19 protein-coding genes and 1 riboswitch are annotated in these 23,788 nt (G+C 60.8%); of the genes, 9 read left to right on the plus strand and 10 right to left on the minus strand.

Annotated elements, in window-relative coordinates; genetic code table 11:
• The first annotated feature begins 138 nt into the window (after positions 1-138).
• The 3 genes from AC11W3_RS20205 to AC11W3_RS20215 are packed head-to-tail and all read left to right on the plus strand — an operon-like array spanning position 139 to position 2,791.
• Positions 139-1,200, plus strand: a complete 1,062-nt coding sequence (locus tag AC11W3_RS20205) for a hypothetical protein (RefSeq protein WP_484091407.1) — start codon at positions 139-141, stop codon at positions 1,198-1,200.
• A gap of 5 nt (positions 1,201-1,205) precedes the next feature.
• Entirely contained in the window at positions 1,206-2,378 is a 1,173-nt protein-coding gene (locus AC11W3_RS20210; RefSeq protein WP_484091408.1) for a vWA domain-containing protein, read from the plus strand.
• Positions 2,379-2,380: 2 nt separating this feature from the next.
• On the plus strand, positions 2,381-2,791 hold the full coding sequence (locus AC11W3_RS20215) for a hypothetical protein (RefSeq protein WP_484091409.1): 411 nt from the start codon (positions 2,381-2,383) through the stop codon (positions 2,789-2,791).
• Between the two features lie 136 nt (positions 2,792-2,927).
• Here the strand turns inward: AC11W3_RS20215 and AC11W3_RS20220 are convergent, their stop codons facing one another.
• The 8 genes from AC11W3_RS20220 to moaA all read right to left on the minus strand — a co-directional run bounded on the left by AC11W3_RS20220 (position 2,928) and on the right by moaA (position 12,955).
• Positions 2,928-4,874, minus strand: coding sequence for a sigma-54-dependent Fis family transcriptional regulator (locus tag AC11W3_RS20220; protein ID WP_484091410.1), 1,947 nt, complete (start codon positions 4,872-4,874; stop codon positions 2,928-2,930).
• A 167-nt stretch (positions 4,875-5,041) separates the two neighbouring features.
• Positions 5,042-6,379 carry a radical SAM/SPASM family putative metalloenzyme maturase gene (locus AC11W3_RS20225; protein WP_484091411.1) on the minus strand — a complete coding sequence of 446 codons (1,338 nt, stop codon included), beginning with the start codon at positions 6,377-6,379 and terminating at the stop codon, positions 5,042-5,044.
• 167 nt (positions 6,380-6,546) lie between these two features.
• Complete coding sequence (locus tag AC11W3_RS20230; RefSeq protein WP_484091262.1) at positions 6,547-8,517, minus strand: (Fe-S)-binding protein; 1,971 nt, start codon at positions 8,515-8,517, stop codon at positions 6,547-6,549.
• Positions 8,518-8,843: 326 nt separating this feature from the next.
• A complete protein-coding gene (locus AC11W3_RS20235; RefSeq protein WP_484091261.1) occupies positions 8,844-10,166 on the minus strand; it encodes an FAD-binding protein in 1,323 nt (440 codons plus the stop codon).
• Positions 10,167-10,381: 215 nt separating this feature from the next.
• Positions 10,382-11,194 carry an electron transfer flavoprotein subunit beta/FixA family protein gene (locus AC11W3_RS20240; protein WP_484091260.1) on the minus strand — a complete coding sequence of 271 codons (813 nt, stop codon included), beginning with the start codon at positions 11,192-11,194 and terminating at the stop codon, positions 10,382-10,384.
• A 41-nt stretch (positions 11,195-11,235) separates the two neighbouring features.
• A complete protein-coding gene (locus tag AC11W3_RS20245) occupies positions 11,236-11,424 on the minus strand; it encodes a hypothetical protein (protein WP_484091259.1) in 189 nt (62 codons plus the stop codon).
• Between the two features lie 32 nt (positions 11,425-11,456).
• Entirely contained in the window at positions 11,457-11,900 is a 444-nt protein-coding gene (locus AC11W3_RS20250; protein WP_484091258.1) for an MOSC domain-containing protein, read from the minus strand.
• A 74-nt stretch (positions 11,901-11,974) separates the two neighbouring features.
• The gene (gene moaA, locus AC11W3_RS20255; protein WP_484091257.1) at positions 11,975-12,955 is read right to left on the minus strand and encodes a GTP 3',8-cyclase MoaA; all 981 of its coding nucleotides are present in this window, start codon (positions 12,953-12,955) and stop codon (positions 11,975-11,977) included.
• A gap of 521 nt (positions 12,956-13,476) precedes the next feature.
• Here moaA and AC11W3_RS20260 point away from each other — a divergent pair.
• The 6 genes from AC11W3_RS20260 (at position 13,477) to AC11W3_RS20285 (ending at position 20,631) form a co-directional block, all read left to right on the plus strand.
• Positions 13,477-14,640: an iron-containing alcohol dehydrogenase gene (locus AC11W3_RS20260; RefSeq protein WP_484091256.1), complete on the plus strand. Its 1,164-nt coding sequence runs from the start codon at positions 13,477-13,479 to the stop codon at positions 14,638-14,640.
• Between the two features lie 67 nt (positions 14,641-14,707).
• Positions 14,708-14,825: riboswitch (molybdenum cofactor riboswitch) on the plus strand.
• Between the two features lie 34 nt (positions 14,826-14,859).
• Positions 14,860-16,590, plus strand: coding sequence for an aldehyde ferredoxin oxidoreductase family protein (locus tag AC11W3_RS20265; RefSeq protein ID WP_484091255.1), 1,731 nt, complete (start codon positions 14,860-14,862; stop codon positions 16,588-16,590).
• 229 nt (positions 16,591-16,819) lie between these two features.
• Complete coding sequence (locus AC11W3_RS20270) at positions 16,820-17,044, plus strand: MoaD/ThiS family protein (RefSeq protein WP_484091254.1); 225 nt, start codon at positions 16,820-16,822, stop codon at positions 17,042-17,044.
• 1 nt (position 17,045) lies between these two features.
• On the plus strand, positions 17,046-17,894 hold the full coding sequence (locus AC11W3_RS20275; RefSeq protein ID WP_484093644.1) for a HesA/MoeB/ThiF family protein: 849 nt from the start codon (positions 17,046-17,048) through the stop codon (positions 17,892-17,894).
• A gap of 161 nt (positions 17,895-18,055) precedes the next feature.
• Entirely contained in the window at positions 18,056-19,330 is a 1,275-nt protein-coding gene (locus AC11W3_RS20280; RefSeq protein WP_484091252.1) for a molybdopterin molybdotransferase MoeA, read from the plus strand.
• A gap of 101 nt (positions 19,331-19,431) precedes the next feature.
• Complete coding sequence (locus AC11W3_RS20285; RefSeq protein ID WP_484091251.1) at positions 19,432-20,631, plus strand: hypothetical protein; 1,200 nt, start codon at positions 19,432-19,434, stop codon at positions 20,629-20,631.
• A gap of 442 nt (positions 20,632-21,073) precedes the next feature.
• On the opposite strand, the gene ahcY is transcribed toward AC11W3_RS20285, so the two are convergent.
• Together ahcY and AC11W3_RS20295 are read right to left on the minus strand one after the other, a co-directional pair.
• Positions 21,074-22,471: an adenosylhomocysteinase gene (ahcY, locus tag AC11W3_RS20290; protein ID WP_484091250.1), complete on the minus strand. Its 1,398-nt coding sequence runs from the start codon at positions 22,469-22,471 to the stop codon at positions 21,074-21,076.
• 129 nt (positions 22,472-22,600) lie between these two features.
• Positions 22,601-23,521, minus strand: a complete 921-nt coding sequence (locus AC11W3_RS20295; protein WP_484091249.1) for an ArsR/SmtB family transcription factor — start codon at positions 23,519-23,521, stop codon at positions 22,601-22,603.
• Positions 23,522-23,788: the final 267 nt, after the last annotated feature.

The following is a 23,788-nucleotide window of genomic DNA, read 5'->3' on the forward strand; positions in this document are numbered from 1 at the left end:
TTAGAGAGTGAATTTCCCTCTTTCACGGAGTTTGACAACTGTGTAAGATAAGACACTTCTGGCTAGCTGCCAATCATGAGAGGTTGCAGTATTGGCCGGATGAGTGTCAAATCGCCTTTGGAGGTGGGTTGGGAAGCCATGAACGTTGAACAGATGAAAGTGGTGGTGAAGGAGATCCTCGCCAAGACCGATCTCACCCCTTGCGTGGTTGGCCATCGTGGCGTCGGCAAGACGGCTGGGATCATCCAGGCCTGCCGTGAGTTGGACCGGCGCTATGTCTCGCTTCGACTCGGACAGATGGAGGTCGGCGATCTGGTCGGCATCCCCTACCGAAGCGGCGACGTCATGCACTGGTCCCGCCCCTCGTGGATTCCGGGTGATGACGACCCGGCGACGGTGATCCACTGCGACGAGCTGAACCGGGCGCAGCAGGAGGATACCCTGCAGGCCATCTTCCAGTTCGTCGAGCCCCCCTCCGAGGGGATGCAAAGGGCCCTTCACACCCACCGCCTTTCCAGGCGGCACAAGGTCGTGGTGAGCATCAACCCGCCTGACGGGAGCTACCAGGTGGCGACCCTCGACCGCGCCCTGATCGACCGGATGGTGATGATCTACGTCGAATCGGATTATCAGTGCTGGTCTCGCTATGCCGCCGAGCGGGAATTGTCCACCGAGGTGCGGCAGTTCCTGGCGGGGAACAGCGGGATGCTTGCTAAACAGGGACAACCGATGGACCTGCAGGTGGAGCCGACCGAGCGAGGCTGGGAGATGGTCAGCACCGTGAAAAGGAACTGCAGGCTCCCCAAGGATCTCGAGATGGAGGTCTACGCCGGCATCGTCGGCAAGGAGGCGGCCATCACTTTCATGCGATGGCTGTCCGACCAGAAGGGGCGCCCCCTGACCGCGCGGGAGGTGCTCAACGAATGGCCCAAGGTTGCCGAGCGTGCGCACAATCAGCGCGACGACATGCAGGCCGCCACCATCAACGACCTGAGCGCCACATTGAAAGCATCGCCGGTGCTGGCCGAGGCGCAGGAGGAAAATCTGGTGGCCTACATCTCCGTGCTCCCGCGGGACCTCTGCTTTGGCTTCGTCAAGAGCCTCCTCAAGATCCCGGAGGTCGCACTGGCGCTGGTTAAAGATCAGCACGACAGCGTGATCTTCGACGCCATGCAGGCCATCACCCGGGAGGCCTACTGACGTCCATGGCAGCCGATGGCCTCGAAAAAGCTGTGGTACGGCTTCTGCGGGAGCATCCATTCTACGGCCACTTCATCCTCAACCTGCGCCGGGAAGAGCGGCCCCTCGATGGCAAGCCTGCGGGGATCACCATACGCAACGGCGTCCCGACGCTGGCCATGGATCCAGCCTCCTTTGCGCGGCTTTCAGCCGGTGAGCAGGTAGCCCTCCTTGAGCACCTGGTAAAGCATCTGCTCCATCTGCACATGCTGCGCCGCAAGGACCGGAACCAGCACGACTGGGATGTCGCCTGCGACCTGGCTATCAATCCTTCTACCGCCGGACTCCCTGAAGGTGCCGTTTACCCCGCCGAGTTCGGCATGGACGACGGATTGGCGGCCGAGGAGTATTACGCGGAGCTTGCGGCACCTTTCGATATCGGCAACCTGGACGGAAGCGGATATGGCGATGCGGAAGTCGAGAATCGCGGCGCAGCCGGGGAGGGAGAGCGCCAGCCCCTACCCGCGCCCCTTGACGACCACGGTATATGGGACGACGCCAACAGCACCCCTGTGACACTGGCCGAGGAGATGGTGCGTGCGGTGACCCGCGAGAGCCTGAGGGGCAGCGACGGGGAGTCACCCGCCGAAATCAGGGAAGTGGTGGAGAGCCTGCTCGTTCCCTCGCCGATCCCGTGGCGACAGATATTGCGGCAGTTCGTGGCCACCGCCGGCCGCGTTGGAAGAAAAAGCACCTGGATGCGTCAGCATCGCCGTTTCGGCCATGACACCCCGGGATCGAGAAAGCGCCACCGATTGAACCTGCTGGTCGGCATCGACGTCAGCGACTCCACCAATATCGTGGAATTGCGGGAGGCCTTCGGGCGGGAGCTGGTGCAGATCGCCAGGGGCCGCGACGCCACCATCACCGTACTTTACGCCAACAGCAGGATCCAGCAGGTCGAGGCGTTCCGCGGATCATCGTTTCACGCTGAGCGCTACGACGGGGGCGGCTTCACCGATCTGCGCCCGGTCTTCGATTATGCGAGGACCATGCAGCCACCTCCGGCAGCGGTGATCTATCTCACCGACGGCGTAGGCCCCGCACCCGAGCAGATGGAGTTGCCGACCCTCTGGGTGTTGACGGCGAAAGGCGAGAAACAGGTGTCTTGGGGGATCGAGTTGCGACTGGAGGTTTAAGAATGGACGAAACGGAATACGAGCCGATGACCGCCGAATCGGTGGCGGACCTGCTGAGGGAGGCGGGTGCCCAGGTAATGGTGCGCTCCGGCCGGAGCGAGAGCTATGGAGCGCCGCGAGAATTCTCCTTCGAGGTCAAGGCGCTCTTCGACAATGGCATGGGACTTCACGTGGTGGCGCGGCAGTTCAACTATCGTGATCCGTGGGAGGCCGAGGGACGCGTCAACGACATGGTCGATGCCATGCTGCTGCGCGACGGCGCGCTGACTCCGCTTCCGAAGGGCTACCCGTACTTTCAGGGCGTGGATGAAGAGTGTGGCCTCGATGAGGAACAGCTGCGGGAAGTGGTCGAATGCGTGCGGAAGGTTAATGTGAAGCTCTATCTGCTGCAGGAGTTGGCGGGGGATATGTGAACTAGGGGCTAGGGGCTTCTAACCTCCCCCCTTGAAAAAGGGAGGGCGGGGGGATTTGCCTCGGGCGGTTGCCTATACTGCCTCATGGGAAACGAAAACCAAATCCCCCTAAATCCCCCTTTGTTAAAGGGGGACTTTAAATTCCGTACTCCTTCATCTTCCTGTACATGGTGTTCCTGCCGATGCCGAGTTTGCTGGAGGCCTTCTGGATGTTGCCGTCGTAGAAGGCCAGGGCATCGCTGATCAGCTGCTTCTCGGCGTCTCGAAGCGATGATATCTCCGCCGGCTTCGGCTGGACCGTCACCACCTGTGCAATCTGCCCGAAATCCAGCAGCTCCGGTGTCAGCATGCCGCGGGGACCGGAGCGGATGATCGCCCTCTCCAGGGCGTTCTCGAGCTCCCTTATGTTCCCCGGCCAGCTGTGGCTTTCTATCTTCTTCAGGAAACCGCCTTCCATGCCGACCATCGGCTTTCCTACCTTCTCACAGAGCTTCTGGACCAGGTGCCGGGTGAGTAGCTCGTAGTCCTCCGTCCTCTCCCTCAGTGCCGGAATCCTCATCCCCAGCACGTTCAAGCGGTAATAGAGGTCCTGCCTGAAGTTCCCCTTCTGTACCTCCTCCTGCAGGTCCTTGTGGGTGGCCGCTATGACACGGATGTCCACGGACTTCTCACGAGCCGACCCGATCCTGGAAACCTTCTTCTCCTGCAGCACGCGCAAAAGCTTGGACTGCACGTTCAGCGACATGTCCCCGATCTCGTCCAGGAAGATGGTGCCGCCGTCGGCGACCTCGAACTTCCCTGCCTGCCCGCCCTTTTTGGCCCCGGTGAAGGTCCCTTCCTCGTAACCGAAGAGCTCGCTCTCGATCAGGTTTTCCGGAAGTGCCGCGCAGTTCAGGGCGATGAACTGCCGCCCCCGGCGCGGACTGGCGTTGTGAATCGCTTGGGCAAAGAGCTCCTTCCCGGTGCCGCTTTCGCCGTTGATAAGCACGGTCGATGGGCTGTCGGCCGCGAGCCTTGCCCATTCCTTTGCCGATGCGATGGCAGGCGATTCGCCGATGATGTCGTCCAGGGTGTAGCAATGCGAATGCATGACGGTGGGACGCTTCTGCGGTTGGCGGTTGTCGCTCTCCCGGAAGACCGCCACCACACCGATGACACCGCCGGAATCATCCCGCAAAAGGGAAGCCGAACTGTAGATCTTGCGCCCGACCTTCTCGATGATGATCTCGCGGTCGTCGTACTCTTCGCCGTCGGTCAGCACCTTCAGCATCGGGGGACGGTCGATGACCTGCTCGATGTGCCGCCCTTTGGCCCGCGACGGGGTGATGCCAAAGATCTCCGCGCCCTTGGCGTTGATCTCGGTGATGATGCCGCTGTTGTTGATGGAGATGAGGCCATCCGACATGTTTTCTATCAGGGCGTTGGAGTAGCGGTAGGCCACGTAGAGCTTGTCGGTGGCACGCAGGAGGCGGAGCTGGTTTTCGACCGCGTTGGCAGCGGAGACCACCATGCCGAGGGTGTGGGCGTTGGCGACGCGATAATCGCCGCTTATGTCGAGGATGGCGATGAGATCGCCGTCGGGATCGAAGATGGGGGCTGCGGAACAGGTGAGGAAGTGGTGCTCCTTGCAGTAGTGTTCCCAGGCGTAGATCTGGACCGGCCGCCGCTCGACCACCGCGGTGCCGATGGCGTTGGTCCCCTTGGCCGCCTCGCTCCAGTTGCCGCCGGGGCAAAGGAGCACGCTCTTGGTACGGGAAACGATCTCGTTGTCGCCCAGCACCTCGAGGAGATATCCATACTCGTCGGTCAGCACGACCTGGAACCCGGAGCCCTTCACGAAATTGTAAAGGTTGTCCATGAACGGGCGGGCGACCTTCAGCAGGTGCTGCTTGCTGAACCTCCGCTCGCGCAGTTCGGGGAGGTTCACCACGCAGTGCTCCTCGTGGTAGGGATCAACCTTCAGGCTGCGGCAGCGCTGCCAGGAGTTCGCAACTTCCGGCCTCAACAGCTGCAAGTCCAGAATTTCCTTCTCGACGTACAGGCTCCAGGCTTTCGGTGTGACTTCAAGAGCGTTAGACGACATGGTAATAACCTCTCAAGAGTTCGAACCGTACCGTATACGGCTCATGAGACTATCGCCTTTTGCCAGCCTTTTTGTCAACAATTAAAACGACGCCCCCCGGCCAGAATGTTTCAGTTTTCCGGACGCTTACGTCAACAACAAAGAGGATAAAGAAGGTCCGGTCTGCCCTAATCGAGACAACGAAAGACTCCGGAACTCCACAGGCAGCTGCCGCACGGCTCCGAGTTGATGTAGCAGTCCTGGTCGAATTCCTCCTTCTGGACCAGGTCGCACGGCGAGCAGTTGCACTCCGCGCAGGAGGGATAGTCGTGCCTGAGGACGTTCTCGCGGTAGCGTCTGAACTCGCAACCGTTCCAGATATCAAGAATCCCCCGCTCGGCGACGTTGCCGAAGATCAGCGGCTTCACCGGATGCAACCACCCAGTGGCATACGAGCGGCATTGATGCCAGAGGTGATAGCAGGGATGGACCAGGCCGTTCCATGAGACGAAGAGAGACCCTCCTTCGATGAAGGCACAGCTGCGCTTTTCGCGTCTGGTCACCTCGGGGAGCCGCAGGTCGAGTCCGACCCTCCGGGCCAGCTTCATGGCCTCCTCGAAGACATGCTGGCTCTCTTCGATGCGTCCGGAATCGATGGAGAGGAGCCTCTTCAGGTCCAGGGTGATCCCTCGCTGCTGCGCATCCGATTTCATGGCCGCCACGAAGTCGACGATGGCCCTGTTTTCCTCGGACTTGCGGTAACTCCAGAGCACCTCGAAGTAGCGCCCGATGTCGATCCCCTTGAGGTCCGCCTTGCTCTTCCAGCTGTGGAAGAGCGCGATGGCCTCATCGGTACAGAGGTCATAGCTGCACTGGTCGAGGTGCTGTTCGTCGAAGGGGTGCAGGTGTGAGACCAGCGCGAAGGTTGCCCCCCGCTCGGCGGCCCAGGCCAGGGCGGCGGGGAGTTGAGCGAGGTTGTCACGCATGACGACGTACTCTACCCCGATCTCCATCTCCGGCCGTCCGCAGACCCTCTTGGCCGCGACCAGCGACGAGCAGGCCTGCTCCAGGTCCTCGAGCTCGCTTCCGGTACGGATGGACTGGAAGGTGGAGTCGTCGACGCCGTCCATGGAAAGGCAGATCCGGTCGATGCCGGCATCGAGAAGCGATATGGCCCGCAGGTTGGAAAGGAGGAGACCGTTGGACTGGAATCCTATCCAACTGCCGCCGGGCATGAGCTTCTTCGCCCGGCTTATGAACTGCTCCAGCCGGTTATTCAGCAGCGGCTCCCCTACCCCGTTGAGCACCAGGGCATCGAGGTTGCCGAAGGCCGGTTCGAGAGCGCGGAAGGTGCTGTGATCGAGATCCCCATCGCCCATCCCCCCGCCGTTTTGCTTCATGCACATGACGCAGCTTAGGTTGCAGCGGCTGGTTGCCTCCACGAACAGCTTCGAGGGGTACTCCCTCAGCGCCGGTTCCAGATCCGGCAAGAGGTTCGGCACTGCGTTGGTCTGATGAGAAGACATTTGTGCCTCCATAAAACGGGACTAGGGACTAGGGACTGGGGGCTAGAGAGACTAGGGGCTGGGGGCTAGGGGCTAGAAAGTCTTGGGGCTAGGACTGGGGGGACTGGGGACTCGCGGACAGGGAGTTATCTCCCCAATCCCGAGTCCCTAATCCCCTGTCCCTAAAACTAAAACCGCACCAGCGTCTCGGCCACTACCTCGGCCACGTCCCTGACCCTGACCTTGCCGTTACCGCGCTCCTTGACCCCGTCCTCCATCATGGTCATGCAGAAGGGGCAGGTAACGCAGATGGTGTCGGGGGAAGTCGCCAAAGCCTCGTCGACGCGGTTCAGGTTGATCCTCTCGCCCTGGTGCTCTTCCATCCACATCCGACCTCCGCCTGCGCCGCAGCAGAAGGAGTTCTCGCGTTTCCTTTCCATCTCGAGCGGTGCACGCCCGGTCGCTCCGGCAATGACCGAGCGGGGGGCATCATAGACCGAGTTGTGCCTGCCGAGGTAACAGGAGTCGTGGAAGACGGTTTTACCGCTCTGGGAAATCCCGGCGTCGAGCGGAAGTTTCCGCTGCGCGATCAGCGACTCGATGAGTTGGGCGTGGGTGATGACCTCCAGCTCGAGGCCGTACTGCCGGTAGTCGTTCTTAAGCGTCGTGAAGCAATGCGGGCACTGGGTAATGACCTTCGTCACCCGTTTCTCCTTGAAGAGAGCCACGTTCTCCCTGGCGGTCTTGTCGAAGAGGTACTCGTTCCCCAGCCTGCGCAGGCTGTCCCCGCAGCACTTCTCCTCCTTGCCCAGTATCCCCCAGGAGACCCCGGCGGCGTCGAGGATCTGCGCCATGGCGTGTGTTACCTGCTTGCTGCGGGAATCGAACGAGCCGGCGCATCCCACGTAGAAGAGATACTCGGTGCTGTCGGCGTCGAAGCTTTTCACCTCCAGGGCGCTTCCCCACTTGCCGCGTTCGCCCGGTGCGATCCCCCACGGATTGCTGCGCTGCTCCATGTTCTCGAAGAGGTTCAGCAGTTCCTCGGGGAAGTCGGCCTCCATCTGCACCAGGTGCCTGCGCATCTTGACGATCTTCGGCATCTGCTCGTTGAAAACAGGGCAGGCGGCCAGGCAGGAGCCGCAGGTGGTGCAGGACCAGATGGCGTCGGGCTTGATGCTCCCCTCCCCCTCGCCGATTAAAGAGACGGGCGGGGAGCCGCCATGCTGCAACTGCGGACCGTTGGCCAGCAGGTTCTCCTTGATGACGTGCATGAGAACACGCGGATTGAGGGCCTTGCCTGTGGTCGCAGCCGGGCACCCTTTCTCGCAGCGGCCGCACTCGGTGCAGGCGAAGGAATCGAAAAGATCTTTCCAGGAGAAGCGGTCGACGCGACCGGCACCGTAGGAGTTTTCCTCGGCAAATTCCTCGCGCGGCTGAGTGTTCGGAGTCTCAAGCTCTTTAAAGTAGCAGTTGGGGATCGCCGCCAGGATATGCATGTGCTTGCTGTAAGGGAGGTAGTTGAGGAAGGCCAGCAACACGACGGCGTGCAGCCACCAGGCTCCGTAAGCGATCGATGTCAGCGCTACATCGGAGAGGTTGGACAGGGGCGAGGCCAAAGCCGCGGAGATCGGCATGGCAGCCGCCGCCGGCTCGACGCCTAACGCTATGTCGGCAGCATGATAGGTAAAAAAGGCCAGCATCAAGATGCCGATCATGGAGAGGATGGCAAAAGCCTCCCCGGTGCGGGCTTCCTCGTAGGGAGGAGCGACGACCCTCCTGATGATGGCGACAACTACCGCGCAAAGGGCGCAGAGGGAGACCACGTCGAAGGCGAAGACCAGCGGGTTGTAGATGACTGCCGGCAAAGCTGAAAATTTCACCGCCGGCAAGACGCCGGAGATCAGAAATTCGGCGTTAGCGAGCGCGAGCACCAGGAACGACCAGAAGATGAAGACATGGTTGATGCCGAAGGGGCGGCTGACAACGCGCCTCTGGAGGAAGGCGAAGAGGAGCATCTCCTTGAGGCGATCCGCGGCGCGGGAGAACCTGTCTTCGGCGGTCCCGATGTTGACCAGGCTCAGGCGGCGGTAGCAGCTCCAGGTAAAGAGCAGGCCGGCAACTACCAGCAAAGGAGTAAAGGCGATCGGATTTGGTTGCATAGCAGGATTTCCTTCCTAGATATCAGGTGGTTCAAGCAAAGCCGTGGCTTTAAGAACCACTGTAATGCGTGCTTCGACAGGCTCAGCACGAACGGCCAATCATGTTGCTCAGCATGAACGGGGGTTCCCGGTGGCGGCATCAACGGCGGGTCCCCGGTCGCGGCATGAACGGCGGGTCCCCGGTCGCAGCATGAACGGCGGGTCCCCGGTTGCAGCATGAACGGCAGGTCCCCGGTCGCAGCATGAACGGCAGGTCCCCAGTCGCAGCATGAACGGAGTTCCCCTGAGCCCCCCCCGTCCACCCTGAGCATGTCGAAGGGTGCAAATTACGCTGCCTTGGCGGCTTTCATCTCACGGAGCTGACTGGTCAGGGCCGGTACCATGTCGAAGACGTCGCCGACGATGCCATAGCTGGCGACCTCGAAAATGGGAGCTTCCTTGTCGCGGTTGATGGCGATGATCAGATCGGAGTCCTGCATCCCGACCAGGTGCTGGATGGCTCCAGAGATGCCGCAGGCGATGTAGATCTTCGGCCGCACGGTCTTGCCGGTCTGTCCCACCTGCCGGTCGGCAGGCATCCAGCCGGCGTCGACCGCGCTGCGGGAGGCGCCCACCACGCCGCCCAGCTCGTCAGCCAGTTCCTGGAGAATGGAGAAATTTTCCTTGGCCATCATCCCGCGCCCGCCCGATACGATGAATTCGGCGCCGGCAATATCGACCTCGCCTCCCTTTGCGTCACGGATCACCTTGAGGACCTTGGTGAAGACATCTTCCTCTCTGATCGGGAGCGACTCGGGGACTATGATGCCCTTTTTCCCGGGAAAACGCTGCGGCATCGGCATCACGTGCGAACGGACCGTGGCCATCTGGGGCCGGAAACGGTCGCACATGATGGTGGCCATGATGTTGCCACCGAAGGCGGGACGGGTCTGCATGAGGTTGCGCTTGCCGTCGATGTCGAGCCCGGTGCAGTCGGCGGTTAGTCCGGTCTTGACCCTGGTAGCCACGGCTCCCGCCAGGTCGCGCCCCATGCCGGTGGCGCCCATCAGGATAACCTCCGGCTTGTGCTTCTCGATCAGGTAGCAAAGGGCGTCCAGGTACGGGTAGGTCCTGTAATGGTGCAGCACGGGCTGATCCATGAGGTATGCCTTGTTGGCGCCATAACTGAAGGCCTCGGCACAGATATGCGAGACGCGGTCGCCAAAAATCACCGCCGAAAGTTCAACTCCCAGCTTCTTGGCCAACTCCGCACCCTTCCCAAGGAGCTCCCAAGAGACCTTGGCGACCTCGCCCTCGGTCTGTTCCACGAAAACCCAAACCCCGCGATAGCCGTCAACCAGTTCCCTGCGCGCCTTTTCCTCAGGCTCCAGCTCGTCCTCGGGTGCATCCTTCTGATCGGCCAGTGCGGCGAGTATCTCCAGTTCCTCTTTCGTATAGAAGATCTCAAGGGCGTTGCCGGGGCAGGCTTTCACGCACTTGAGGCAGCCGATACACTTCTCCAGCACGATCTGCGGCTCGCCGGCCTCGTTCATCTGGATGCCGTCCACCGGACAGCTGCTCTCGCAACGGGCACCGCAGGAGATGCATTTCCCCGGTAACAACCTGACCTTGCCGCGTGGCTTCTTTATCTTCACTTTTGTCTCAGTCATCTATTTCCCTTCTTCTTGTTTTCACTCGTCCCAATCCCCCCTGCCCCCTTTATCAAGGGGGGAGCATTTCGAGTCGCCCCTTGTTATATGGGAAGAGCTTCGAGTCGCCACCTTGTAGAAAAGTGAGAGCTTTGAGTCCCCCTCCCTTGAGGGAGGGGGTCAGGGGGTGGGGGAAGGTGCTATTCAGGAATGACCCGACCGACGGCCGTTATTGATTACAGCGCCAGCGCGTCCCGTGCCATCAGCCGCTCGATAAGGAGACGAGCGGTCCCGGCAGGATCGCCGAGTCCGTCTCCCAGCATCTCGCCCTGAGTCCGTGAGGGCGAGAAGATCCTGCTCACCCAGGTGGGCGAGCCCTTCAAGCCGATGCTGTTCACGTCGAGCTGCAGGTGACTGTTGTCCCAGACCTGCACCTTCTCCTGCTGGGCCTTGAGGCGCATGGGGACTGTCGGGTAACGCGGCCGGTTCAATTCCCGCACCACGGTGATCATGGCCGGCAACCTGGCCTCCACGATCTCGTAGCGCCCTTCCAGCTTGCGCCGTACCCGGATCTTCCTGGCCATGAAGTCAAGATGCTCGATCCGGTCCACGAGGGTCAACTGGGAGAAGCCAAGCCTGACGGCGATCCCGGGGCCGACCTGGGCGGTATCGCCGTCGATGGTCTGCTTGCCGCAGAAGACGAGGCCGACCTCGTCTTCCTTGGACAGCTTGTTGATGGCGGCCGCCAGCACATTACTGGTGGAAAGGGTATCCGCGCCGCCGAAGGCACGGTCCGAAAGAAGGACTGCCTGATCGACACCGAGTGCCAGGGCCTTTCTCAAGGCCGCCTCCGCGTTCGGAGGCCCCATGGAAAGAGCCGCGGCCTTGAAGCCGTAGCGGGCCTTCATCCGGAGGCTCTCCTCAAGCGCGTGGGTATCGTAAGGATTGACAATAAATGGAATGCCGTCACGCACGAGGGTGTTGGTGACCGGGTCGATCTGCACCTGTGTCGTGTCGGGAACCTGCTTTATGCAAGCAACAACGTACATGAAATCCTCGGAAGTCGGTAACTGAGTAAAGGTGAAAGGATCTAGTTCTGGATCGGGCTCTCCATGCGCCTGGACATCTCCCACTGCTCCCTGAAGAGGTTGAAAGCCTCGCGCATGATCGACGACGCCCTCTTGTTCTTGCTGTCCATCAGCTGCTGGATAATCTCGCGCTCTTCATCACTCATACGGAACGAAATGATATTGCCCTTCCTGCTGCTCTTGTCCTTCATGACACTCTCCCTTTAAAGCCACGTCCTGTGTTTTATGCCGCCTGTGACAGCAGCTCGATCTTATCGTTCGGCCTGATGACGCCGCCGCTGAGCACGGTGGCGAAGACCCCTTCTTTGGGCATTACGCAGTCGCCCGCCTGGTAGTAGATGGCGCAACGGGTATGGCAGACCTTGCCGATCTGCGAGATCTGCAGCAGCACCGGCCCTATGGCCAGCTGGGAACCGATCGGCAGGTTCATCAGGTCGATCCCCTGGGTGGTGATGTTCTCGGCGAAATCTCCCGGGCCGACGTCCAGTCCCATGGCCCGCATCTTGTCAATGCTCTCCTGGGCCAGGAGGCTCACCTGGCGGTGCCAGTCGCCGGCATGGCCGTCGCCGATGATGCCGTAGTTTTCGCGCAGATGAACCGAGGGAGCCGGCTTCTTCCTTTCTCCCTTCCCCTTGCTGATGCTTACCGCCACGATCACACCCGACATCATTACCTCCTTGCAGAATTTTTCAGCCGCTGGTGGCTCCATTCACCATTCACCATTCACCATTCACCGCCTTTTCACCCGCCTATCCTGGACATGTTCACCAGCCGTTTCTCCGCCCCCTCTTCCACCAGTTGGTGGCGGCCGGGCTTGTCGGTCGCGATCCGCCGCACGGTTTCGCGCAGCAGGTCGGGGTCCGGGCTGTCGAGGATGGGTTTTAGATCGGTGCCGTCCCCCGAGAAGAGGCAGCCGCGCACGAGGCCGGTGGCTGTCACCCTGATCCGGTTGCAGCTTTCACAGAAGTGGCCCGAGACGGGGGTGATGATGCCGATGGCACCGGCTGCACCCTCGATCTTGAAATTCCTGGCCGGGCCTGCGGTCTCGCTCCCGACCAGGGGGAGCAACCGGTAGCGCTGGGATATCCTTCCCAGGATCTCGTTGCCGGACATGCACTGGGCATCCCAGCCGTGATCACGCAGCGTCGGCATGTACTCTATGAAGCGAACGGTGCAGGGCTTGTCGATGGTGAGGGCGGCGAAGTCGAGGATCTCGGAGTCGTTGACCCCGCGCATCACCACCATATTTATCTTTACCGGCGGGAAGCCCGCCCTTTCAGCCGCGGCGATACCATCAAGGACCTTGGCCACGTCTCCGCCGCGGGTGATCATGGCGAAGGTTTCCTTGTTCAGAGAATCGAGGCTGATGTTCAGCCGTGCCACCCCGGCCCTGCGCAGGGGGAGCGCCAGCTCTTCCAGCATCACCCCGTTGGTGGTCAGGACCAGCTCCTTCAACCCAGCAATGCCCGACAGCCGCTCCAGGAATGCCGTCACTCCCCTTCTCACCAGCGGTTCCCCCCCCGTCACCCTGATCTTTTCGATCCCCTCGGCGACAGCGGCGCTGGCGACACGGTAAAGCTCCTCGTAAGAGAGGAGCTCCTTATGCTCGATCTTGGTTACCCCGCCAGCCGGCATGCAATAGCAGCAGCGCAGATTGCAGCGGTCGGTAATGGAGAGCCTCAGGTAGTTTATTCGCCTGCCGTAGGTGTCGATCAGTTCCATGCCATCACTCCCCCGATAGTCATTAGGGTCGGGTACCCGTTGCAAAGGAATTTGTATACACAAGGCAATATCGATACCAATTTCGTGGACGCGCTGCACCGCCATCAATGCAGCGCCCTTTTAGGGGCCAGCTAAGGTGGTGAATACAGGGCAAACAAACCTATTTACATAAATTTCAGCTCTGGAGATTGAAGGCGGAAGGAAGGCGGGTAACCTGAAGGGGGGAAGCGTTCCACAAGATGACAGCCGTTCCAAAGTGGAACACTCCGCATGTTCCCTTTCAGAACGCCCGGTTATGGGCAGCCGGGGGGGACAGAAAAGCAAATGAATCATAAGTATACGGTATTTTGAGAAAAGAAGTAAGGCAGAGAGAAAAATGTCGCTTCGGTAAAATAATGGTACGAGGCTTGCGATGACTTAGAAAACCGTTTTACGAAAGCGTATGCAGTATCTGTCATTTGCAGGCCTTTACCACCACACGGGCGGAAACGCCCGAACAAAACCACAGGGGGAATTGAAAGATGGCACTTGGAAAACAGACGTATGGATTTTTTATCCCGACCGTATCGCTCATGGGCATAGGCTCTGCAGAAGAGACCGGCGGACAGGTTAAGGCGCTGGGCGCATCCAAAGCGCTTCTCGTAACGGACAAAGGCCTCTCGGCTATGGGCGTTGCCGACAAGGTGAAGGAGCAGGTAGAAGCTGCCGGCGTTAAGGTTGTCATTTTCGACGGCGCCGAGCCGAACCCGACCGACAAGAACGTGCATGACGGCGTGAAGGTGTACCAGGACAACGGCTGCGACGCCATCATCTCCTTGGGCGGCGGTTCCTCCCACGACTGCGCCAAGGGCGTAGGCCTGGTCATCGGCAACGGCGGCAACATCCGCGACTTCGAAGGCGTCAACAAGAGCACCAAGCCGATGCCGGCATTCGTTGCCATCAACACCACCGCAGGGACCGCGTCCGAAATGACCCGTTTCTGCATCATCACCAACACCGACACCCACGTGAAGATGGCCATCGTCGACTGGCGCTGCACTCCGAACGTCGCCATCAACGATCCGCTGCTCATGGTCGGCAAACCGGCGGCACTGACCGCAGCAACCGGCATGGACGCCCTGACCCACGCTGTCGAGGCTTATGTCTCCACCATCGCCACCCCGATCACCGACGCCTGCGCAATCAAGGCTATCGAACTGATCGCAGGCTTCCTCTCCAAGGCTGTTGCCAACGGTGAGGACCTCGAGGCACGCGACAAGATGGCTTACGCTGAGTACCTGGCAGGCATGGCGTTCAACAACGCTTCCCTGGGCTACGTCCACTCCATGGCTCACCAGCTGGGCGGCTTCTACAACCTGCCGCACGGCGTCTGCAACGCCATCCTGCTGCCGGCCGTCAGCCAGTACAACCTGATCGCCTGCCCGGAGCGCTTCGCCCACATCGCAAAAGCCCTCGGCGAGAACATCGACGGCCTCTCCGTCACCGAAGCCGGCCAGAAAGCCATCGACAGGATCCGCAGCCTCTCCGCTTCCATCGGCATCCCGACCGGCCTCAAGGCCCTCAACGTGAAGGAAGAGGACCTCAAGGTCATGGCAGAAAACGCAAAGAAAGACGCTTGCCAGTTCACCAACCCCCGCAAAGCAACCCTTGACCAGGTCATCGAGATGTTCAAGGCAGCAATGTAGGAAGGGGTCACCCCCTAGCCCCCCCTCCCGTCAAGGGAGGGGGAATTTAGTACCCGGATCAAGAGCGCAACAGATAATCTCCGAGCCATGCTGCCTAACAGGGAAACCCTTATGGCGCCCGGCCAACGGGTTTCGCTGGAAACGGCGGAGCCTCCCTTTTGGAAAGGAGTACCTTCCGCTCAGGCGGAAGTAATACACATAGAGGGAGCTAGAAAGAGCATGGACAAGATTTTTCGCGTAAACATGACTGACCTCACTTGCAAGATCGAAGAAGTCCCGGCAGCTTGGGCGGGGCTCGGCGGTCGCGGCCTCACCTCCACCATCGTGGCGGCTGAAGTGCCGGCCTCCTGCCACGCGCTGAGCGCCGAGAACAAGCTGGTCTTCGCACCGGGCCTCCTTACCGGTACCGCTGCAGCCAACTCCGGCCGCCTCTCGGCCGGCGCCAAGAGCCCGCTGACCGGCGGCATCAAGGAAAGCAACGCCGGCGGCACCGCAGCCCAGATGCTGGCCAAGATGGGCATCAAGGCCATCATCATCGAAGGCGCTCCCAAGGGCGACGCCTGGTACAACCTGAACGTGACCGTAGACGGCATCACCATCAGCGAAGAGAAGGAACTTCTCGGCCTGGGGAACTTCGCAGTCATCGACGCTGTCGAGGCAAGGCTTGGCAAGAAGACCGGCATCATCACCATCGGTCCGGCCGGCGAGTTCAAGATGACCGCAGCAAACATGTCGGTCAAGGACCCGGACAGCAAGATCCGCAGCCACGGCCGCGGCGGTCTCGGCGCAGTCATGGGCTCCAAGCAGATCAAATTCATCTCGATCGACGACAAGGGCGCCCCGGGCGTGAAGATCGCCGATCCGGACAAATTCAAGGTCGCGGCCAGGACCTTCGCCAAGGCGCTGCTGGATCACCCGGTCAGCGGCGAAGGCCTCCCCACCTACGGCACCAACGTGCTGGTCAACATCCTCAACGAGGCAGGCGGCCTCCCGACCAGGAACTTCACCGCGGGCCAGTTCGAAGCCCACGACAAGATCTCCGGCGAGACCATGTACGACACCATCAAGGCCCGCGGCGGCAAGCCGAAGCACGGCTGCCATGCCGGCTGCATCATCCAGTGCTCGCAGGTCTATAACGACAAGGACGGCAAGTACGTTACCTCCGGCTTCGAGTACGAGACCATCTGGGGCCTGGGCGCCGACTGCTGCATCGACAACCTGGACGACATCGCCCTCGCCGACAACCTGATGGACGACATCGGGATCGACTCCATCGAGACCGCCGTCATGTTCGGCGTGGCCATGGAAGCAGGCATCCTCCCCTTCGGCGACTCCAAAGGCATGCTGCGCATGCTGACCGACGAGATCGCCAAAGGGACCCCGCTTGGCCGCATCCTCGGCGGCGGCGCTGGCTCGGTCGGACGCGCTTACGGCGTGACCCGCGTACCGGTGGTCAAGAACCAGGCCATCCCGGCTTACGACCCCCGCTCCGTCAAGGGGATCGGCATCACCTACGCCACCAGCACCATGGGCGCCGACCACACCTCCGGCTACACCATCGCCACCAACATCCTCAACGTCGGCGGCTACGTGGACCCGCTCAAGAAGGACGGCCAGGTCGAGCTCTCCCGCAACCTGCAGATCGCCACCGCCGCTGTCGACTCGACCGGCATGTGCATCTTCGTCGCCTTCCCGGCTCTCGACATCCCTGAGTGCCTCCCGGCCCTGATCGACATGATCAATGCCCGCTTCGGCATCGCCCTCACCGGCGACGACGTCACCAACCTCGGGAAGCACATCCTGAAGCTGGAGCGTCAGTTCAACATCGAGGCAGGCCTCACCAGCCAGCACGACCGGCTGCCGGACTTCTTCAAGAACGAGCCCGTGGCACCGCACAACGCGGTGTGGGATTTCACCGATGCAGAGATCGACGAGTTCTGGAACTTCTAGTCGACACCATCTCCCGGCGTGGCACCAGCCACGCCGGGTTTTTTAATCAAAACAATGCGCCCTTCGACAGGCTCAGGGCGAACGGATTGGGTACACACTAACGGCAGTGGAAAGTGAAGTAGTCAGTGGAAGGTGAAGTTGTTGAACGCTGTGAATCCATTCGTGCTGAGCTTGTCGAAGCACGCAAAAGATAGCCGTAGTAAGAGCCACATGTAGACCAGGTGCCATCATGCAAGTCACTATCAAGCTATTCGCCACCTTCAGAAACGGCAGGTTCAAGGCGGAGGAGAGAAACCTCCCCGAAGGGACCGTCTGCCGCAATGTGGTGCTCGACCTGGGGCTTACCGAAGAAGAGATCGGGATCATCATGATCAACGGCCGGCACGGGAGCCTCGATTCGGAACTGAGGGGCGGGGATACTCTGTCGCTCTTTCCGCTGGTTGGAGGAGGGTGATATGAACACTGCTATCGAGTTTTTGCAGAACTGGACGCGGGATGGCCTCCTTCCCTGGGCCGCACAATGTGCCGCCGCCAAGGAGTTCAATCTCGGCCTCGCAGCCGTCGAGGGACTGGCGCTGGAGCACGGGATTTTCCCGGCGCGCTACCAGCGCAACAGGAACATGATTTCGCTGGAAGAGCAGTTGAAGCTCTTCCGGAGCAAGGTCGCCGTCATAGGCTGCGGCGGGCTGGGTGGATACGTAATCGAGGAACTGGCGCGCCTTGGAGTAGGTCACATCGTCGCCATCGATCCCGACATCTTCGAGGAGCACAACCTTAACCGGCAGATCCTCTCCACCCCCGCCACACTCGGCAAGGCAAAGGTCGAGGCTGCCATCGACAGGGTCGCCGAGATCAACCCCGCCGTCACGGTAACAGCTGTAAAGGACGCCTTCTGCCTGGCCAACGGCTTCGACCTTCTGGCTGGCGTGATGGTGGCGGTCGACGCCCTCGACAATATCTCCTACCGGTTGGAACTCGCCGAGATCTGCACCGCTGCCGGAATCCCCATGGTCCACGGGGCCATCGGCGGCTGGTACGGCAATGTCGCGACGCAGCTCCCCGGGGACACGACCATCCAGAGCATCTACCGGAACTGGGTCGCCGGCAAGGGCATCGAGCAGCAGTTAGGCAACCCCTCCTTCACCCCGGCCGTGGTGGCGAGCCTCGAGGTAGCCGAAGCCTGCAAGATCCTGCTCGGCAAGGGCGAGCTGTTGCGCAACCGCAAGCTATCCATCGACCTCCTGGAGATGGAGGTCCACGAGATTCCGTACGAGGTACCGCTGGAGCTCGTTCACGCCGCCTAACTCCCGCTCTTACCTCCCCCCTTGAAAAAGGGGGGCCGGGGGGGATTTAGCACTGGCACAGGATGACTCGCAAATCAAAGACCTCTCGTAGCACCACCTTCAAATCCCCTTAAATCCCCCTTCTTCAAGGGGGACTTCGATGACAGTCGAGGAGGTCTCCCGTGCCTACCTTTAACGAAGCCCGCAATATCATTCTGTCCTGCATCAAGCCCCTGGGAGAGGAAACTGTCCCTCTCATGGAATCGGTAGGCAGGGTGGCTGCCAGGGACATTGCCGCGCCGTGGGACATGCCCTTCTTCGACAACTCCGCGATGGACGGATTCGCCGTCCGCGCATGTGACTGCGGGGGGACCCAGACCAGGCTGAGGGTCACCGCCTTCCTCCCAGCAGGCGATGCCAGCACCCCCGTCCTCGAACCGGGGTGCGCGGTAAGGATCATGACCGGTGCCCCCATCCCCGAAGGCTGCAACGCGGTTGTGCCGATCGAGGAGGTCGAGGAGGACGGGGATCATGTCCTCATTACCGGAAAGGTCCTGCAGCGGCAGCATATCCGCATCAAGGGGGCAGACGTAGCCGCCGGAGCCAGGATACTCGCGGCCGGAACCCGCATCCGTCCCTCCGAGGTCGGCATGCTGGCTGCCATGGGACAGGCGCTGATCCCGGTCTTCCGCAAGGCGCGAGTCGCCATCCTCTCCACCGGTGACGAGCTGATAGAACTCGGCGAGACGCCGGCTCCGGGAAAGGTGATCAACTCCAACGCCCTGTCGCTGGCGGCCGCCGTACGGCAGGCCGGAGCCGAGCCCGTCCTGATCGGCATCGCCCGTGACAACCTGAAGAGCCACCAGGAGAAGATCCTCCAGGGATTCGCCTGCGACGTCTTGATCACTTCCGCCGGGGTCTCCGCAGGAGACCGTGACCTGGTAAGGGAAGTCTTGGCCGAGGCAGGAGCGCGCGAGGTCTTCTGGAAGATCCAGATGAAGCCGGGCGGTCCGACCGCATTCGCCATCAGGCAGGACAAGCCGATCTTCTCCCTCCCCGGGAACCCCGTCTCGACCATGGTCACCTTCGAGCTGCTGGTCAAGCCCGCCCTGCTGCGGATGATGGGACAGCGGAAGGTAATTCCCTCGTTCGCAAAGGGTATCCTGGCGGAAGACGCCCACAAGAAACCGGGGAAGCTCAACTTCATCCGGGTCACCATCAAAAAGCGGCATGGCCGCTATCTCGCCTTCTGCGCCGGTGACCAGCATACCGGCGTCCTCAGCACCATGACCAGGTGCGATGCCCTGGTCGCCCTCCCCTCCGAAGAGAGTTTCATCGCTGCCGGAAGTGAAGTCGACCTGATCTTCCTGAGAGAAGTCGACCTGGTGGCGGAAGAGGTCGATCAGGTAGTCAACCTCGCCCCTTCCTGCTCCTACCCGCAAACCCTCTCTGCTTGAACAGTTGCCGGGGTGTGATAGGTTAATATAGTTCCGCCACCTTTCGAAGTAACCACTGTTCCACTGCTGACTGAATCCGGCAAGTGACCAGGAGGTACAAAATGGGTAAGCTGGCGTGCAATATTGCCATGTATCATCCCGACCTGAGGGTGCTGGCCGCAAAATACCGCTCCTGGCACGTCAAAACTCTCCTTGAAGAATCATTTACCCTGATCGAAAGATGCATCGAAGAGCATAGGGAGTTCTCCTCTCTTGATTACGCCTGGAACCAGTTCCAGCTTGGCCTGAGAACTCAGGAGAGGCAGATAGCTCTGGACAGGCAGAACCATCCGGAAGAGGCTGCTGAGACAGAGACCGCGCCCGCTGAGGAAGAAGCACCTTCGGAAGAGCCGGTTGCTGAAGAAGAGACCCAATCCGAGGGAGAACCCTCGCCAGAGGGCGAAGCCCCTGCCGAAACCGCAGAAGCTCCGGTTGAAGCCATATTCCCAGCTATGAGCGCCCCGAAAAGCACCCTTGAGCTTCGGGCCGAGGCGGTCCGGCACAGAAAAGAGCTTTCCGCTCCGGGGCAGCCATTCGCCCTCAACGACCAGCGAGACCTCGTGCTGACGCGCCTTTGCCGCGATTTCGAGGAAGTGGTCAACCGCGCATGGGTCGTGGAGCAGGGGCTTCAGAAGTTCTACGCCCACGGCGATCTGACCTCGCCGCTGCCGACTGAAGCGGAGACGCTGGCGGAGTCGATCACGAACCTCGCTGTGTGGCTCCGAAATGCGAGCGAGTGGCTCAACCGCTACGAGCAGCACGAGGAGGTCTATACCCGGGTCGTCTCCATCCGCTCCCTGCTGGGCCGCACCCAGTGGGCGGTGCTGAAGCAGTCAAGGGAGAGCTACTCGGCCAGGTTCAGGGTCCCGCCTGAGCTCTTCCGCAGCCACGACAACACCCTATTGAAGGGCATCGGCGCGTGGCTGATAGGTGAAGTCGGGGCAGTCCCTTGGTCCATGGTGGTCCGCATTCCCGATGAGGCGGTGTACGAAAGGTGGGGACAACGCGTGGAGGTGGATCAATCAGGGCGTGCCGCCTGCCTGCTGGGTCGTGTCGAAAACCGCAGGTCGGTCCATCCGGTCGAGCTATGCGGGAGGATTTCACTTCTCAACGCCAGCCCCATCGGCCGGGGAAACCAGGAAGGGATGTGGTCTTTCGAGATCACCAAGCCACCGGGCGCGATCTCAGAGTCCTTCGGCCACCTGGAGGATATCGTGCTGGAACTGAGCGCGGCGGGCATCCCGCAGAGGAGCATGGAGTAATAACGAACGGTTACATAGCGGGTTCGTATCGGCATGGGAAGCGTACGCATGAAGAGGTAGAGATATACATTTTATTGAATATGTGGTATATGGGTTCAGGAGGTGAAAGTATGAAGGACTTGCTGATCCTGGTAGGAATTGGGGTTTTCTGGGTAGTACTGCAGCGCTATATCCTTCCGCGTCTAGGGGTGCAGACCTGAATGTCGCCGGCATGCTCCCCCGGGGACCGGGGGAAAGAGAAGAAGAAAGAGCAGGACGCATGAAGAAGGGCGCCGGTGAAATGCACCGGCGCCCTTTCTGTTTCCAGAGCAAAGTCAAAAGGCATATAGCGCGGGATAAACTTCTGATCGAGTCGGATCAAGCAAATTCGGGAAGACACTACACCCTGCATTGAAATCCGAAGTTATCAGATTCTATCCCGCGCGTTTTCAGGTTTCCGGTCTTAGTACCTGTACTGCGCCGACTTGTACGGCCCTTCCTTCTTCACGCCGATGTACGCCGCCTGGGCATCGGAGAGCTCGGTCAACATCGCCCCCAGGTTCTTAAGCTGCAGGCGCGCCACCTTCTCGTCCAGTTCCTTCGGCAGGGTGTAGACGCCGACCGGATACTTCTCGGGGTTGCAGAAGATCTCCATCTGGGCCAGCGTCTGGTTGGCGAAGGAGGAGGACATGACGAAGGACGGGTGGCCGGTGGCGCAGCCGAGGTTCACCAGGCGACCTTCAGCCAGCAGGATGATGCGCTTGCCGTCCGGGAAAATCACGTGGTCTACCTGCGGCTTGACGTTTTCCCACTTGTACTGCTTGAGCTTGGCGACCTCGATCTCGTTGTCGAAGTGCCCGATGTTGCAGACGATGGCGTTGTGTTTCATCGCCTTCATATGGTCGTGGGTGATGACGTCGATATTGCCGGTGGTGGTCACGAAGATATCAGCCTTGTCGGCTGCCCACTCCATGGTGACCACCTTGTAACCTTCCATGGCCGCCTGAAGGGCGCAGATCGGGTCGACCTCGGTGACCCAGACCTGGGCCTGGAGGCCGCGCATCGCCTGCGAGCAGCCCTTGCCGACATCGCCGTAGCCGCAGATTACCGCCACCTTGCCGGCGACCATGACGTCCGTTGCCCGCTTGATGCCGTCCATCAGGGATTCGCGGCAGCCGTAGATGTTGTCGAACTTGGACTTGGTGACCGAGTCGTTCACGTTGATCGCCGGGAACTTGAGGGTCCCTTTTTCGTGCATCTGGTAGAGGCGGTGGACGCCGGTAGTGGTCTCTTCGGTGACGCCCTTGATGCTGGCGGCAGTCTTGGAATACCAGCCCGGCTTCTCGGAGAGCCGCTTCCTGATGGCGGCGAAGAGGTACTGCTCCTCCTCGCAGGTCGGGTTCTCCACCACGGACGGATTGCTCTCGGCCTCCGACCCAAGGTGCAGCAGCAAGGTTGCGTCGCCGCCATCGTCAAGGATCATGTTGGGAGCGCCGCCGTCGTGCCATTCGAAGATCTTGTGGGTGTAATCCCAGTACTCCGCCAGCGTTTCGCCTTTGTGGGCAAAGACCGGGATGCCGGCTGCAGCGATGGCCGCCGCGGCGTGGTCTTGGGTCGAGAAGATGTTGCAGGATGCCCAACGGACTTCGGCGCCAAGAGCAGTCAGGGTCTCGATCAGCATGGCCGTCTGGATAGTCATGTGCAGCGATCCGGCGATGCGGGCACCCTTGAGCGGCTGATCCTTCGCGTACTCCTCGCGGATAGCCATGAGACCCGGCATCTCGGTCTCAGCGATGATCATCTCCTTGCGTCCCCAGTCAGCCAGGGACATGTCCTTTACGATGTAATCTTTACCTGCCATAGCGTTTAATCTCCTTTTGCGTTTTCTGTATTTACCGAACCCTCAGCTAAAGTTGTTGCTTATACGTCTACCGCAGAAACAGCTTCCCCGCTAATAGTATCCCCCTTCGGGAACTTGGCATTTGAGAGCCTACCGCTGCTTCATCGCCTTGATCAGCCGCACTTCCTCCTGCCCGCTCCCAGCCGGGACCTGATGCGCCTCGGTAATCTCGAGCCCCGCAGACTTAAGCCACCCCTGCAACTCTTCCTCCTCGAAACCAAGCCATTGGTCAGCCAACTGCTCGCGCGCCCATTCCTTCTCGTGGCGCGCCAGGTCGGCAAGGACCAGTACGCCCCCCGGCTGCAGCACCCGCGAGATCTCACAAAGTACACCCAGGGGATCCGCAGCATGATGGAGGACCATGTTGGCGACTACACACCCCGCTCCCCCGTCGGCGATCGGCAGATGAGTCATCTCCCCCAAGCGGAGCTGGATTCCCGTCATCCCGGCCGCAGCAAGACGGCGACGCGCCTCGTCGAGCATGGCAGGGGAATGATCGACCCCGATGACGTCGGGCGCCTTGTCAGCCAGATCCTGCAGCAGGGCCCCGGTGCCGACACCGATCTCCAGCAGCGTCGAAACGGGGGGGACGAGCGCGAGCAGCCGGTCGAGGTACTCCGGAACCGGAAGAAGGGTACGGGACAGGCTGTCCCACTGGCGCGCGTGGGTGTCGAAGAACTCCTGGCTGCGGCGGCGTCTTGCCTCAAGCGTCAGGGCCAGGGCCGCCATATCGTCGCGGCGCTGCGGCAGCTTCTCCAACTCCCGCTCGAACGCCGGCCGGATGGCAGAGAAAAAGGCATTGTCCTCGCCTGCCCGGTAGTAGCTCCAAGTTCCCTGGTGCTTCACCGAGAGCACCCCGGCCTCGGTGAGAATCTTCAGGTGGCGGGAGATGCGGGACTGTCCCATTCCGAAGATCCGCGTCAGTTCCTGCACCGTGAATTCCCCTCGCAGCAGCACAGCCACCAAACGGAGGCGGCAGGGGTCGGCAAGGGCTTTGAGAACATCGATCATATAAATCAGCCTTAACGGGTCTTCTAAATCAAGTTTTCTTGATATAACACGGAAACGGGGCGATGGCAAGTTAGAATAGTCATTCGCTCCTACCACTAGAGGCAAATCCCCCCTGTCCCCCCTTTGACAAGGGGGGGGACGCTAGGGCAGCTTTATCGCTGACTTTGGCGGAGTACGCATTGTGACCGCTGCGGTGCCGAGACTCTCATAGGACGCATTGTGATAACCGTTCACGATGAGCCTCTCGAAGCACGCACTGTGAAATCC

It is taken from the genome of Geomonas sp. (assembly GCF_056994735.1).

What these genes read in the sequence shown, in the direction of transcription:
- AC11W3_RS20220 (WP_484091410.1), bottom strand. Translation starts at nt 4,874, where the DNA reads ATGTCGTCTAACGCTCTTGAAGTCACACCGAAAGCCTGGAGCCTGTAC.
- AC11W3_RS20260 (WP_484091256.1), top strand. Translation starts at nt 13,477, where the DNA reads ATGGCACTTGGAAAACAGACGTATGGATTTTTTATCCCGACCGTATCG.
- AC11W3_RS20205 (WP_484091407.1), top strand. Translation starts at nt 139, where the DNA reads ATGAACGTTGAACAGATGAAAGTGGTGGTGAAGGAGATCCTCGCCAAG.
- AC11W3_RS20225 (WP_484091411.1), bottom strand. Translation starts at nt 6,379, where the DNA reads ATGTCTTCTCATCAGACCAACGCAGTGCCGAACCTCTTGCCGGATCTG.
- AC11W3_RS20270 (WP_484091254.1), top strand. Translation starts at nt 16,820, where the DNA reads ATGCAAGTCACTATCAAGCTATTCGCCACCTTCAGAAACGGCAGGTTC.
- AC11W3_RS20210 (WP_484091408.1), top strand. Translation starts at nt 1,206, where the DNA reads ATGGCAGCCGATGGCCTCGAAAAAGCTGTGGTACGGCTTCTGCGGGAG.
- AC11W3_RS20295 (WP_484091249.1), bottom strand. Translation starts at nt 23,521, where the DNA reads ATGATCGATGTTCTCAAAGCCCTTGCCGACCCCTGCCGCCTCCGTTTG.
- AC11W3_RS20235 (WP_484091261.1), bottom strand. Translation starts at nt 10,166, where the DNA reads ATGACTGAGACAAAAGTGAAGATAAAGAAGCCACGCGGCAAGGTCAGG.
- AC11W3_RS20265 (WP_484091255.1), top strand. Translation starts at nt 14,860, where the DNA reads ATGGACAAGATTTTTCGCGTAAACATGACTGACCTCACTTGCAAGATC.
- AC11W3_RS20230 (WP_484091262.1), bottom strand. Translation starts at nt 8,517, where the DNA reads ATGCAACCAAATCCGATCGCCTTTACTCCTTTGCTGGTAGTTGCCGGC.
- AC11W3_RS20275 (WP_484093644.1), top strand. Translation starts at nt 17,046, where the DNA reads ATGAACACTGCTATCGAGTTTTTGCAGAACTGGACGCGGGATGGCCTC.
- AC11W3_RS20285 (WP_484091251.1), top strand. Translation starts at nt 19,432, where the DNA reads ATGGGTAAGCTGGCGTGCAATATTGCCATGTATCATCCCGACCTGAGG.
- AC11W3_RS20245 (WP_484091259.1), bottom strand. Translation starts at nt 11,424, where the DNA reads ATGAAGGACAAGAGCAGCAGGAAGGGCAATATCATTTCGTTCCGTATG.
- moaA (WP_484091257.1), bottom strand. Translation starts at nt 12,955, where the DNA reads ATGGAACTGATCGACACCTACGGCAGGCGAATAAACTACCTGAGGCTC.
- AC11W3_RS20215 (WP_484091409.1), top strand. Translation starts at nt 2,381, where the DNA reads ATGGACGAAACGGAATACGAGCCGATGACCGCCGAATCGGTGGCGGAC.
- AC11W3_RS20250 (WP_484091258.1), bottom strand. Translation starts at nt 11,900, where the DNA reads ATGTCGGGTGTGATCGTGGCGGTAAGCATCAGCAAGGGGAAGGGAGAA.
- ahcY (WP_484091250.1), bottom strand. Translation starts at nt 22,471, where the DNA reads ATGGCAGGTAAAGATTACATCGTAAAGGACATGTCCCTGGCTGACTGG.
- AC11W3_RS20240 (WP_484091260.1), bottom strand. Translation starts at nt 11,194, where the DNA reads ATGTACGTTGTTGCTTGCATAAAGCAGGTTCCCGACACGACACAGGTG.